The organism is Trabulsiella odontotermitis (assembly GCF_030053895.1).
GTDB lineage: Bacteria > Pseudomonadota > Gammaproteobacteria > Enterobacterales > Enterobacteriaceae > Trabulsiella > Trabulsiella odontotermitis_C.
In genome coordinates, this window is record NZ_CP125781.1 from 2,974,961 (window position 1) to 2,988,495 (window position 13,535).

10 protein-coding genes are annotated in these 13,535 nt (G+C 57.2%); 7 read left to right on the forward strand and 3 right to left on the reverse strand.

From position 1 onward, the window contains the following. Positions 1–22: 22 nt before the first annotated feature. Positions 23–1,888 (reverse strand): glutathione ABC transporter ATP-binding protein GsiA, encoded by a 1,866-nt coding sequence (gene gsiA / locus QMG90_RS14255; RefSeq protein WP_283280291.1) that lies wholly within the window; start codon positions 1,886–1,888, stop codon positions 23–25. Positions 1,889–1,897: 9 nt separating this feature from the next. Further along, positions 1,898–2,839: a beta-aspartyl-peptidase gene (iaaA, locus tag QMG90_RS14260; RefSeq protein WP_283280292.1), complete on the reverse strand. Its 942-nt coding sequence runs from the start codon at positions 2,837–2,839 to the stop codon at positions 1,898–1,900. Between the two features lie 185 nt (positions 2,840–3,024). On the opposite strand from iaaA, the gene moeA reads away from it, so the two are divergent. The 6 genes from moeA to QMG90_RS14290 all read left to right on the forward strand — a co-directional run bounded on the left by moeA (position 3,025) and on the right by QMG90_RS14290 (position 10,848). Then, positions 3,025–4,260: a molybdopterin molybdotransferase MoeA gene (gene moeA / locus QMG90_RS14265; protein ID WP_283280293.1), complete on the forward strand. Its 1,236-nt coding sequence runs from the start codon at positions 3,025–3,027 to the stop codon at positions 4,258–4,260. Further along, positions 4,260–5,009: a molybdopterin-synthase adenylyltransferase MoeB gene (gene moeB / locus QMG90_RS14270; RefSeq protein WP_283280294.1), complete on the forward strand. Its 750-nt coding sequence runs from the start codon at positions 4,260–4,262 to the stop codon at positions 5,007–5,009. The genes moeA and moeB overlap by 1 nt, the downstream gene beginning before the upstream one ends. Positions 5,010–5,159: 150 nt before the next feature. Continuing rightward, complete coding sequence (locus QMG90_RS14275; protein WP_283280295.1) at positions 5,160–6,059, forward strand: glycyl-radical enzyme activating protein; 900 nt, start codon at positions 5,160–5,162, stop codon at positions 6,057–6,059. Between the two features lie 4 nt (positions 6,060–6,063). Then, positions 6,064–8,496, forward strand: coding sequence for a formate C-acetyltransferase/glycerol dehydratase family glycyl radical enzyme (locus QMG90_RS14280; RefSeq protein ID WP_283280296.1), 2,433 nt, complete (start codon positions 6,064–6,066; stop codon positions 8,494–8,496). A 120-nt stretch (positions 8,497–8,616) separates the two neighbouring features. Beyond that, complete coding sequence (locus tag QMG90_RS14285) at positions 8,617–9,432, forward strand: Cof-type HAD-IIB family hydrolase (RefSeq protein WP_283280297.1); 816 nt, start codon at positions 8,617–8,619, stop codon at positions 9,430–9,432. Between the two features lie 150 nt (positions 9,433–9,582). Next, complete coding sequence (locus QMG90_RS14290; RefSeq protein WP_283280298.1) at positions 9,583–10,848, forward strand: DUF1479 domain-containing protein; 1,266 nt, start codon at positions 9,583–9,585, stop codon at positions 10,846–10,848. Here the strand turns inward: QMG90_RS14290 and QMG90_RS14295 are convergent. After that, entirely contained in the window at positions 10,845–11,975 is a 1,131-nt protein-coding gene (locus QMG90_RS14295) for a LacI family DNA-binding transcriptional regulator (RefSeq protein WP_283280299.1), read from the reverse strand. The two genes, QMG90_RS14290 and QMG90_RS14295, sit on opposite strands and share 4 nt — an antisense overlap. 246 nt (positions 11,976–12,221) lie before the next feature. Here QMG90_RS14295 and QMG90_RS14300 point away from each other — a divergent pair, with 246 nt between their 5' ends. Further along, positions 12,222–13,523, forward strand: coding sequence for an MFS transporter (locus QMG90_RS14300; RefSeq protein ID WP_283280300.1), 1,302 nt, complete (start codon positions 12,222–12,224; stop codon positions 13,521–13,523). The last annotated feature ends 12 nt before the right edge of the window (positions 13,524–13,535 follow it).

Consider the following 13,535-nt stretch of genomic DNA (forward strand, 5'->3'; position numbering starts at 1 on the left):
TCTCCTGATAATCCCTGCTTTATTAACGCGTCAGAGCGTTTGCCACCGGATCGCGGGCGACAAAATGGCCCGGCGCAACCTGTTGCAACGGTACACTGACGCTCTGTTCTCCCCGCTTGTAAATATTCCCCGGCATCTCATCCGACAGCAGCACACGCTGCGGAGGGCGATGCGCCGGATCGGCCACCGGAACAGCGGCCATCAGTTTGCGGGTGTAGGGGTGTTGCGGGTTTTCAAAGACGGCGCGCCGGGGACCCATCTCAACGATCCTTCCGCGGTACATCACCGCCACACGATGGCTGATACGCTCAACCACCGCCATATCGTGGGTAATAAATAAAAATGCGATGCCCATCTCGCGCTGCAAGTCGAGCAACAGATTGATGATCTGCGCGCGAATGGAGACGTCGAGTGCGGAGACGGACTCATCAGCCACCACCACTTTCGGGTTCAGCGCCAGCGCCCGGGCGATACAGATACGCTGCCGCTGCCCGCCGGAAAACTCATGCGGGTATCGCCAGGCGTGTTCCGCTTTCAGCCCCACGCGCTCCAGCAGCCAGGCGACGCGTCGGCGGGCGGCGTCGCCCTCCAGCAGGCCGTGCACCAGCAGTGGCTCCATAATCGAATATCCGACCGTCTGGCGCGGGTCGAGCGACGCGTAAGGATCCTGAAAAATAAACTGAATGTCGCGGCGCAACGCCTGCAGCTTGCCGGAGGAGAGCTTATCCACCCGCTGCCCCTGAAACGTGATGGTGCCGCTTTGCGCTTCAACCAGCCGCAGCAACGCGCGCCCGGTGGTCGATTTCCCACAGCCGGATTCGCCCACCAGCGACAGCGTCTCTCCCGGCCATAAATCAAAACTGACTTTTTCTACCGCATGCACTTCGCGGGTGACACGATTAAGAATGCCGCTGCGCAGCGGGAAGCGCGCGACCAGATCGCGCACCTGCAAAATGGGCTCGCCCGCGACCACCGTGTCCTGTTCCGGCTCAGGGCGGGTAAACGATGTTCCTTCCGTCACCAACGGGAAACGCCGCGGCAAATCGCTGCCGCGCATCTCACCGAGCTTAGGCACCGCAGCCAGCAGTGACTGCGTGTACGGGTGCTGCGGCGCATTGAAAATCTGCGTCACGCTACCGGTTTCCACCGCTTCGCCCTCGTGCATCACCAGCACCCGATCAGCGATATCGGCCACCACGCCCATATCATGGGTAATAAAAATTACCCCCATCGCCATCTCTTTTTGCAGGACGGCAATCAGTTGTAAGATTTGCGCCTGAATGGTGACGTCAAGCGCCGTGGTCGGTTCATCGGCGATCAGCACCGCCGGGCGACAGGAGAGCGCCATGGCGATCATCACCCGCTGGCGCATGCCGCCGGAAAGCTGATGCGGGTAACGCGACAGCATTGATTGCGCCTCCGGGATGCGCACCCGGTCGAGCATTTTCCGCGCTTCCGCTATCGCTTTGTCGCGGCTGAGCCCCTGATGCAAACGAATCGATTCGGCGATCTGCTCGCCGATGGTGAACACCGGGTTAAGCGAGGTCATCGGCTCCTGAAAAATCATCGCGATATCGGCGCCACGTACGCGACGCATCTGTGCGGCGCTTTGTTCGCCCAGCTCAATCACCTGTTGATTGCGACGGCGCAGCAGCAGGCGCTCGCTGCGCATCTCACCCCCCGCCTGTTCAATCAGCCGTAACAGCGACAGGGCGGTGACTGATTTCCCCGAGCCGGACTCGCCAACAATCGCCAGCGTCTCGCCACGCCGGAGCTTAAACGACAGGTTACGGACAGCAGGCACCGACTGCTGTTCATGGGAAAACGCGACGTTGAGGTTTTTGACCACCAGCACATCGTTGGGATCTATCTCTCGACTGTGAGGCAAACTGGCTCCTTACTCACTGTAGATACCGACACTCGGGGCATCACCGGCGAAGGCAAACGCGCGATACATTCCCTCGCTGTTGAAGGGCAGCGCGACGTTACCTTCGCGATCGATGGCGATCAGCCCACCGCTGCCGCCGAGCGCGGGTAATTTTTCGCGGATCACCCGTTCGCAGGCATCCTGCAGACTCAGCCCGGCGTACTCCATCAGCGCCGAAATATCGTAGGCCGCCAGCGTGCGCATAAACACTTCACCGGTACCGGTGCAGGAGACCGCGACGCTGGCGTTATTGGCGTAACATCCGGCCCCGACAATCGGCGTATCACCCACGCGGCCCGGCAGTTTGTTGGTCATTCCGCCGGTGGAAGTGGCCGCCGCCAGATTGCCCATCGAATCCAGCGCTACGGCGCCAACGGTGCCCATTTTGCTGCGCTCATCGAGCGGTGCCGCGTCATGATCAAGCCGGGTTTCCCCCGCCTCGCGCGCCTGCAAAAGCTGTTCGTAACGTTCCGGGGTCGAAAACAGGCTGTTTTCCACCGGCTCCATTCCCTGCGAGGCAGCAAACTGTTCAGCACCTTCGCCAATCAGCAGCACATGCGGACTGCGCTCCAGGACCATCCGTGCCGCCAGAACAGGGTTACGCAGATGTTTGACTCCCGCCACCGCACCCGCCTGCAACAAATTGCCATCCATGATGCAGGCATCCATTTCATGCTGTTCAGCCGCGGTAAACACCGCGCCGGTGCCGGCATTAAATAACGGGCACTCTTCCAGTAAACGGACGGCTTCAGTGACGACATCCAGCGCGCTGGCTCCCGTTTCGAGCATCCGTTGCCCTTTTTCCACAATGACCGAAAGCGCCGCGACGTACTGCTGCTCACGCTCCGGAGAAAGTTGCCCACGAGAAATCGCGCCTGCGCCACCGTGAATGGCGATCACCGCTTTACTCATTTCTTCGCCTTGTGATGAATTGAACTGCTTTTTCTATACATATCATTAGACTGTCGTCTTGCTTATCTCTTTTTTGAATATAGAAAGTGCCGCCGGTACTGTAAAGGCTACACCTCATGTGGCATACAGTGCATTGCCCTTTTCTGCCATAATGGGCGCAATTGAATTTTCAGCAGGAGTTACTCATGGATTTTACCGCCGGACTGATGCCGCTTGAGGCTGCCCTGTCGCAAATGCTTTCTCAAATCACGCCGCTCGCCGCGTCGGAATCCGTTCCGCTGGTGCAGGCGTTTGGCCGGATCACTGCAGCCGACGTAGTATCGCCGCTGGACGTACCGGGTTTTGATAACTCAGCGATGGATGGGTATGCAGTCAGGCTGGCGGAGGTGCAACGCGGCGCGCCGTTGCCAGTCGCCGGAAAAGCCTTTGCCGGGCAGCCGTTACAGGGCGAGTGGCCAGCAGGCACTTGTATTCGCATTATGACCGGGGCGCCGGTTCCCGTTGGCTGCGATGCGGTAGTAATGCAGGAAGAGACCGAACAAACCGACGAGGGCGTACGGTTTATGGCGCAGGTCAAAGCCGGGCAAAACATTCGCTATCGCGGTGAAGATATCTCCATGGGCGCAACGGTATTTCCGGCAGGCACAAAACTCAGCGTTGCAGAACTGCCGGTGCTCGCGTCGCTGGGGATCCCCGAGGTCAACGTGGTGCGCAAAATCCGCGTGGCGCTGTTTTCCACCGGTGATGAATTGCAGTTACCGGGCCAGCCGCTTGGCGACGGGCAAATCTACGACACCAACCGCCTGGCGGTGCACCTGATGCTGGAGCAGCTCGGCTGCGAGGTGATTAACCTTGGCATTGTGCGCGACGATCCCGAACTGTTACGCCAGACCTTTATTACCGCCGACAGCCAGGCTGACGTGGTGCTGAGCTCCGGCGGCGTGTCGGTGGGCGAAGCTGATTACACCAAAGCGATCCTTGAAGAACTGGGCGAAATCAGTTTCTGGAAACTGGCGATCAAACCCGGTAAGCCGTTCGCCTTCGGTAAACTGAAAAGCAGTTGGTTCTGCGGTTTGCCGGGTAACCCGGTGTCTGCCGCCCTTACCTTCTACCAACTGGTGCAGCCGCTGCTGGCCGCGCTGAGCGGCAGTAACGCCCCGGTGTTCCCGCCCCGCCAGCGCGTGCGTACCACCACGCGGCTGAAAAAAACGCCGGGCCGGCTCGATTTTCAGCGCGGTATCCTCAGCGTTAACGCGCAGGGCGAGCCGGAAGTCACGACCACCGGGCATCAGGGCTCGCATATTTTCAGCTCCTTCAGTCAGGGAAACTGCTTTATTGTGCTGGAACGTGAACGCGGGAATGTGGATGCGGGCGAATGGGTTGAAGTGGAATCCTTTAATCATCTGCTGGGAGGGTTGTGATGACCGTCGAACTGAGCGATGCGGAGATGCTGCGCTACAATCGCCAGATTGTGCTGCGCGGTTTCGATTTTGACGGTCAGGAGGCGCTAAAAGCCGCGCGGGTGCTGGTCGTCGGGCTGGGTGGCCTCGGCTGTGCCGCCGCTCAGTATCTGGCAGCGAGCGGCGTTGGCAACATGACGCTGCTCGATTTTGACACCGTGTCGCTCTCCAACCTTCAGCGCCAGACGCTGCACAGCGACGCGACCATCGGGCAACCGAAAGTGGATTCCGCGCACGCGTCGCTGGCGCGGATTAACCCGCACGTTCAGTTCACGCCCCTTAACGCCCTGCTGGACGACGATGCGCTGCAGGCGCAAATTGCACAGCATGATCTGGTGCTCGACTGTACCGATAACGTCACCATTCGTAATCAACTGAACGCCGGCTGTTTTGTGCATAAAACACCGCTGATCTCGGGCGCGGCGATTCGTATGGAAGGCCAGATCAGCGTCTTTACCTATCAACCAGGCGAACCCTGTTATCGCTGTCTGAGTCGCCTGTTTGGCGAAAATGCGCTGACCTGCGTGGAAGCTGGCGTGATGTCGCCGCTCGTTGGCGTGATCGGCTCATTGCAGGCGATGGAAGCCATCAAGCTGCTGGCTCACTACGGCACGCCCGCGGTCGGCAAAATCGTGATGTATGACGCGATGACCTGCCAGTTCCGCGAAATGAAGCTGATGCGCAACCCGGGCTGCGAGGTGTGCGGGTAAGCATTAGACCTCCGTTATTTGCGTTCATCATTCCCTGCGTCACAGAGTGACAAGGTCTCACCAGACAACCTGTCACCTTTTTGATTTGCATCAAATCAACTTTCATTCGAAAGTCATTTAATTTTCATATGCAAATCGCAAAGGTGATTTATGATCTTCAACATTCAGCGCTACTCAACCCATGACGGCCCCGGTATCCGTACCGTGGTGTTCCTCAAAGGGTGCTCGCTCGGATGCCGCTGGTGCCAGAATCCGGAGAGCCGCTCGCGCTCCCGCGACCTGTTATTTGATGCCCGCTTATGCCTCGACGGCTGCCAGCTCTGCCAGCAGGCCGCGCCGGCAGTCATCGAACGTGCGCTGAATGGTTTGCTGATCCACCGCGAAAAACTGACCGAAGACCATCTTACTGCGCTCGACAACTGCTGTCCGACGCAGGCGCTGACGGTGTGTGGCGAAACGAAAAGCGTGGATGAGATCATGTCCATCGTTTTGCGCGATAAACCCTTTTATGATCGCAGCGGCGGCGGGATTACCCTTTCCGGCGGCGAACCGTTTATGAACCCTGAGATGACGCTGGCACTGCTGAAACAGATCCATCAGCAAGGGATCCATACTGCTGTGGAAACCTGTCTGCATGTGCCGTGGAAATATATCGAACCGGCGCTGCCATTTGTTGATCTGTTCCTGGCGGATCTGAAACACGTCGATGACGCGGTGTTTAACGCCTGGACTGACGGCTCGGCGAAACGGGTGCTGGATAACCTCAAACGCCTCGCCGCGGCCGGAAAAACGCTGACTATTCGCGTCCCGCTGATCCCCGGTTTCAATGCCGATAAAGCCTCGATTACCGCTATCACTGACTTTGCCGCCGACGAACTGCACGTCAGCGATATCCATTTTTTGCCGTATCACACGCTGGGCATGAATAAATACACCCTGCTCGGCCAACCCTACTCTGCCCCTGACAAGCCGCTGGACGACCCGGAATTACTGGCCTTTGCGCAAGACATTGCCCGCCAGAAAGGGTTAACGGCGACCCTACGAGGATAAACCGATGACCATTCTGACACTCAACACGCTCTCCGCCCGTATTCAGGCGCACAAAAAAGCGCTGGTTCACATCGTGAAGCCGCCGGTCTGTACCGAACGCGCCCGTCACTACACCGAAATGTATCAGCAGAACATGGATAAACCGATCCCGGTACGCCGCGCGCTGGCGCTGGCTCACCACCTGGCGGAGCGGACTATCTGGATCAAACATGACGAGCTGATCATCGGCAACCAGGCGAGCGAAGTCCGCGCCGCACCGATTTTCCCGGAATACACCGTCAGCTGGATTGAAAAAGAAATTGACGATCTGGCCGACCGTCCCGGTGCCGGGTTTGCGGTCAGCGAAGAGAACAAACGCGTTCTGCATGACATTTGCCCGTGGTGGCGCGGCCAGACGGTGCAGGATCGCTGCTACGGTATGTTCACCGACGAGCAAAAAGCGCTGCTGGAAACCGGCATCATCAAGGCCGAAGGCAACATGACCTCCGGCGACGCGCATCTTGCGGTGAACTTCCCGCTGCTGCTGGAAAAAGGGCTCGACGGCCTGCGCGAGAAAGTGGCAGAGCGCCGTTCGCGTCTGAATCTCACCGTGCTGGATGACCTCCATGGCGAGCAGTTTCTGAAAGCCATCGACATTGTACTGGCAGCCGTCAGCTCACATATCGAACGCTACGCCGCGCTGGCGCGTGACATGGCGCGTGATGAAATTCGCACCAGCCGTCGCGATGAGTTACTGACGATAGCAGAAAACTGCGACCGTATCGCCCACCAGCCGCCGGAAACCTTCTGGCAGGCGTTGCAGTTGTGCTGGTTTATCCAGCTGATGCTGCAAATTGAATCCAACGGCCACTCCGTGTCGTTTGGCCGTATGGACCAGTATCTCTACCCGTGGTATCGCCGCGACGTTGAACTGAATCAGACGCTGACCCGTGAACAGGCAATCGAACTGTTCCACAGTTGCTGGCTGAAGTTGCTGGAAGTGAACAAGATCCGTTCCGGCTCTCACTCGAAGGCTTCTGCCGGTAGCCCGCTGTACCAGAACGTCACCATCGGCGGCCAGATGCTGGTGAATGGCAAACCGCAGGACGCAGTCAACCCGCTGTCATATGCGATTCTGGAATCTTGTGGTCGTCTGCGCTCCACCCAGCCGAACCTCAGCGTACGCTATCACGCCGGAATGAGTAATGACTTCCTCGATGCCTGTGTGCAGGTGATCCGCTGCGGATTCGGCATGCCCGCGTTCAACAATGACGAAATCGTGATCCCGGAATTTATCAAACTCGGCATCGAGCCGCAGGACGCTTACGACTATGCCGCGATTGGCTGCATCGAAACCGCCGTCGGTGGTAAATGGGGCTACCGCTGCACCGGCATGAGCTTTATTAACTTCGCCCGCGTGATGTTGGCGGCGCTCGAAGGCGGCCGCGATGCCACCAGCGGCAAAATCTTCCTGCCGCAGGAACTGGCGCTGTCGAAAGGCAATTTCAGTGATTTTGACGAGGTAATGACAGCCTGGGATCGCCAGATCCGTTATTACACCCGTAAATCGATTGAAATCGAGTACGTTGTCGACACGATGCTCGAAGAAAACGTTCACGACATTCTCTGTTCGGCACTGGTCGATGACTGTATTGAACGCGCGAAGAGCATCAAACAGGGCGGCGCGAAATATGACTGGGTTTCCGGGTTACAGGTCGGTATCGCCAACCTCGGCAACAGCCTGGCGGCGGTGAAAAAACTGGTATTCGATCAGGGCGCAATTGGTCAGCAACAACTGGCGGCAGCGCTGGCGGATGATTTCGATGGCTTAACTCACGAACAGTTACGCCAGCGTTTGATCAACAGCGCGCCCAAGTACGGTAATGATGACGACAGCGTTGATGACCTGCTGGTTCGCGCTTACCAGACCTATATCGACGAGTTAAAACAGTACCATAACCCACGTTATGGTCGCGGCCCCATCGGCGGCAACTACTACGCCGGGACGTCATCAATCTCCGCCAATGTGCCGTTTGGCGCGGCAACCATGGCGACACCGGACGGGCGTAAAGCCAGAACGCCGCTGGCGGAAGGCGCGAGTCCGGCGTCCGGTACTGACCATCTCGGCCCGACCGCGGTGATCAGTTCCGTCGGTAAACTGCAGACCGGTTCGATTCTCGGCGGCGTGCTGCTCAACCAGAAACTGAACCCGGCGACGCTGGATAACGACAGCGATCGGCAGAAACTGATGATCCTGCTGCGCACCTTCTTTGAGGCGCATAAAGGCTGGCATATTCAGTACAACATCGTGTCGCGCGAAACGCTGCTGGATGCGAAAAAACACCCGGATCAGTACCGTGATCTGGTGGTACGTGTGGCCGGTTACTCGGCGTTCTTTACCGCCCTGTCACCGGATGCGCAGGACGATATTATCGCCCGTACCGAACACACCTTGTAAAAGCCTGCCGGGTAAGGCGCAGCCGCTACCCGGCGTTTTCTTTCATTCGAAATATATTTGTGGTTTAGCTCACATTATCATTAGAATGCTTCTGGTCGCAGTCACCCCAGGAGCACAGGTATGACCGTAAAAGTAATCGTCACTGATATGGACGGGACTTTTCTCAATGATTCCAAGACATACGATCGTGAACGTTTTCAGGCGCAGTTCCGCGCACTGAAAGCGCGTGATATCGAATTCGTCGTCGCCAGCGGCAACCAGTACTACCAGCTCATCTCCTTCTTCCCGGAGCTCAAGGATGAAATGTCATTCGTCGCGGAAAACGGCGCGCTGGTGTATGCCCATGGCGAGCAACTGTTTCATGGCGAGCTGACGCAGCATGAGTCGCAGATTGTGATCGGTGAACTGCTGAAAGATGAGCACCTGAATTTTGTGGCTTGCGGTCTGGAGAGTGCGTACGTCAGCGATCAAGCGCCCGATGATTTCGTGGCCCTGATGGCGAAACACTACCACCGCCTGAAGCGCGTCGCCGACTACCGCGAGATCAATGACAAGCTGTTTAAGTTTTCGCTTAACCTGCCGGACAGCGATATCCCGCAACTGGTGGACAAACTCCACGTCTCCCTCGATGGCATTATGAAGCCGGTCACCAGTGGATTCGGTTTTGTCGATTTGATCATCCCCGGTTTGCATAAAGCCAACGGCATCAGTCGCCTGCTGAAGCGCTGGAAACTGTCGCCGCAGAACTGCGTGACGATTGGCGATAGCGGCAACGACGCAGAAATGCTGGCGATGGCGAAATATTCCTTTGCCATGGACAACGCCGGGCAAAGCATCAAAGACATTGCCCGCTACCGGACTGATGATAACAATCACGATGGCGCGCTGAACGTCATTCAGGCCGTACTGGACAACGCCTCGCCGTTCGACAGCTGATCCCCCACCGGAGCGCCCTGCTCCGGTTTTTTGTACACCTCCTCTCACTTTCACTCTGTAGCAAGTTATTTAACTTGCTTTAACTTATTTTTAACTTAAAGTATCACTTGTAAGTTAAATTACTTTCGAATGAAAGATTGAGAGGTCATCATGACGCTTACCTTTACCCACGATACCCTTCCTGCCGATCACCACGCGGCGATCCGGCAGATGAAAAAAGTGCTGCGCGAGCAAATCGGCGACGTTCAGCAGGTTTTCGCTGCATTATCAGCGCGAATCGAAGCGCGTGTCGCAGAGATTGACGCACTTAAAGCGCAGGGCGATCCGGTCTGGCCGGTGATTGATTATCGTCGTCTTGCCGCCGGTGAAGTGAGCGACGCGGAGCGCGAGGCCATCAGACGCCACGGCTGTGCGGTGATCAAAGGCCATTTCCCCCGCGAGCAGGCGCTTGGCTGGGATCGTTCAATGCTGGAATATCTCGATCGCAACCATTTCGACGAACAATACAAAGGTCCGGGCGATACGTTTTTTGGATCACTCGACGCCTCACGCCCGGAAATTTATCCGATTTACTGGTCGCAGGCGCAAATGCAGGCACGGCAGAGTGATGAAATGGCCGCCGTGCAATCGTTCCTGAACCGGCTGTGGACGTTTGAAACCGACGGTAAGACGTGGTTTAACCCGGATGTCAGCGTGATTTACCCGGACCGCATTCGCCGTCGCCCGCCAGGCACCACCTCGAAAGGTCTCGGTGCGCATACCGATTCCGGCGCGCTGGAGCGCTGGCTGCTACCAGCTTACCAACAGGTATTCGCCAGTGTGTTTCGCGGGGACATCGACAACTACGATCCGTGGAATGCGGCGCACCGCACTGAGGTGGAAGAATACACGGTCGATAACACTACCAAATGCTCGGTATTCCGTACCTTCCAGGGCTGGACGGCGCTGTCGGATATGATCCCGCATCAGGGGCTGCTGCATGTGGTGCCGATCCCGGAAGCGATGGCGTACGTTCTGCTGCGCCCGCTGCTGGACGATGTCCCTGACGATGAGCTGTGCGGGGTGGCGCCGGGGAAAGTGCTGCCGGTCTCGGAGAAGTGGCACCCGCTGTTGATCCGCGCACTGACGTCCATTCCGGCGCTGGAAGCAGGTGATTCGGTGTGGTGGCATTGCGATGTGATTCATTCCGTCGCACCGGTGGAGGATCAGCAGGGCTGGGGCAATGTGATGTATATTCCCGCCGCTCCGCTGTGTGAAAAAAATCTGGCCTATGCGCAGAAAGTGAAAGTGGCGCTGGAGCGTGGCGCGTCACCGGGAGATTTCCCGCGTGAAGATTATGAGGTCGAGTGGAAGGATCGCTTCACGCTGGCTGATCTCAATATTCACGGCAAACGCGCGTTGGGCATAGCGCCTTAATCATCGTACAGTCCTTGTTGTGAAACAGGGGTACGTCGGCTGCCCTGGCGTACCCGTCGCACCGACTCACGCACCGCCAGCGTACCGTTGAGCAACAGCGTTCCCACTGGCGCATCCGGGCGGATCAACCGCTGCTGGAGCATATGCACCGCTTCGGTTCCCAGTTCATCGCGCGGTACGTGTACCGCTGTCAATGGCACGTCCTGGATAGCCGCAAGGTTGAAGCCGTCGATACTCATCACTGAGACATCCTGCGGTACGCGCAGCCCCCGTTTCTGCAGGGCATTCATGGTGCCGACAGCCATAAAGTCGCTGCCCACCAGAAACGCCGTTGGCAGCGTTTTTCCCGCCAGGTTGTCGAGCCATTCACCCACCAGCGCTTCGGTCTCTCTGACACTAAAACTTGGCACCAGAATCAGATCTCTGGCGCCCTGAAAGCGCAGGTTGTGCCGCTTCCACGCCTCTTTGATGCCGGTCAGGCGTAGTTCCATGGTGTAGCGACGCAGGCACAGCACGTTCATAACGGTCCGGTGTCCCATCTCAAACAGATAATGGGCGGCAAACTGGCCGATCAGCCGGTGATCCGGTGAGATGGACGGCAGACGCATCCGCTCGTCGCGGCAGTTGATCAGGACGCATGGTTTCGCCACATCCGCCGCCAGATCGTGGATATGCGTATCATCGATACCCAACAGAACCGCTGCCTGCGTCTCAGCCTCATGCATACGGGAGAGAAAAAGATTGGCGTCGCTGTCATTTTCTTCCAGCGCGCAAAAACGCAACCGCACTTCATGGGAGGCCAGCGCTTTGTTGATGCTCTGGATCACGCGGTAATAAAAGATGTCGGACCGCTCATCAAAAGCGCGCTGCGGTGCAAATACCAGCAGGCTGTTGAGCAGCATACGACCGGCTGCCATGCCGTCCAGCACACCCAACTCGCGCGCGCATGCCAGCACCCGGCTGCGCGCCTTTTCGCTGGTATTAGCTTTCCCCGCCAGCACGCGCGAAACAGTGCTGGCAGACAACCCGGTACGGGCCGCGATTTCAGCGATTTTGAGCTTTTTGTCCATTTTGTGATCTGCCTCTGATTTGAAAATGAAAGAATTTTCACAATCAATAGTGTCCATTCTGACGGGGAAAAAACCTTATCGCCGTGAACCATTCATCACTTCATGAAAAAACTTGCATAAATACGACTGTAACGGCGTGATTTTTCGTCTTAACCTGAATTGGTCCGATAACTTCCATACTAGTTATGTAAGAAATCAGTAAAATAAAAATAATAAGAACAACAGGTTAATAACAACTGGTATGACAGCTCAGGTGCGAGCTGGTCATTTTCCCCTACGACGACATGCCTTGTGGAGACAGCGATGAGCCAGGGCCTTAACAACGATATGGCGGTCAGCAAGACCCGCCGGGTGGTAAAAAACTTACGCTGGTGGATGCTGATTCTGTTCCTCCTCGGCGTGACCGTGAACTACATCACCCGTAACTCTCTGGGCATTATTGCCCCAGAACTTAAAGACAACCTCGGCATTACGACCGAGCAATATTCCTGGATCGTCGGCGCTTTTCAGCTGGCCTATACCCTGTTCCAGCCGCTGTGTGGCTGGCTTATCGACGTCATCGGTCTGAAACTCGGCTTTATGATCTGCGCCACGCTATGGGCGGTCGCCTGTATTGCCCACGCCGGGGCGGGCAACTGGTTGCATCTGGCAATCCTGCGCTTCTTTATGGGTGGCGCAGAAGCGGCGGCGACTCCTGCCAATGCCAAAACCATCGGTGAGTGGTTCCCGAAATCGGAACGCCCGATTGCCGCAGGCTGGGCTGGCGTGGGTTTCTCCATCGGCGCCATGCTGGCACCGCCTATCATCTATTTCGCCCATGCCTCTTTTGGCTGGCAGGGTGCCTTTATGTTTACCGGTGTGCTGGCGCTGCTGTGGGTGGTGCTGTGGTGGGCGTTCTATAACAACCCGGACAAACACCCGAACCTGGGTAAATCCGAGCTGGAGTACATTAAGCAGGATAACGAAGCGCCGCCGGTGAAACTGCCGTTCCTGACCGCGCTGAAAACGGTGGGTAAAAACAAACGCTTCTATGGTATCGCCATTCCGGCGTTTATGGCGGAGCCTGCCTGGGCGGTACTGAGCTTTTGGGTGCCATTGTATCTGGCCAAAGAGCACGGCATGGATCTGAAACAGATTGCCATGTTCGCCTGGCTGCCGTTCCTCGCCGCCGACCTCGGTAGCATTGCCAGCGGCTATCTGACCAAAATCTATACCCGCCTGTTCGGCGCAACGCGGGTGAACTCCATCGTCGCCAGTTCGGTGACCGGCGCGTTCCTGATGATTTCGCTGGCGATTGTCGCCATCACCCGCGATCCGTACATCACCATCGTCCTGATTTCCATCGGCGGTTTCGGCCACCAGATCATCTCCTGCATGCTCAGTGCGCTGGTGGTGGAATCGTTCGATAAAGGCCAGATGGCGACCGTGAACGGGATGCGTGGTTCCGCCGCGTGGATCGCAAGTTTCCTGTTCTCCCTGTTAATTGGGGTTACCGCCGACAAGATTGGCTTTAACCCGCTGTTTATCGCCATGGGCTTTTTTGACCTGATTGGTGCCCTGTTCCTGGTTGCTTTTATTGCTGAACGTCGCGCGAAACGCGCCTGAGAGTGGATGTAA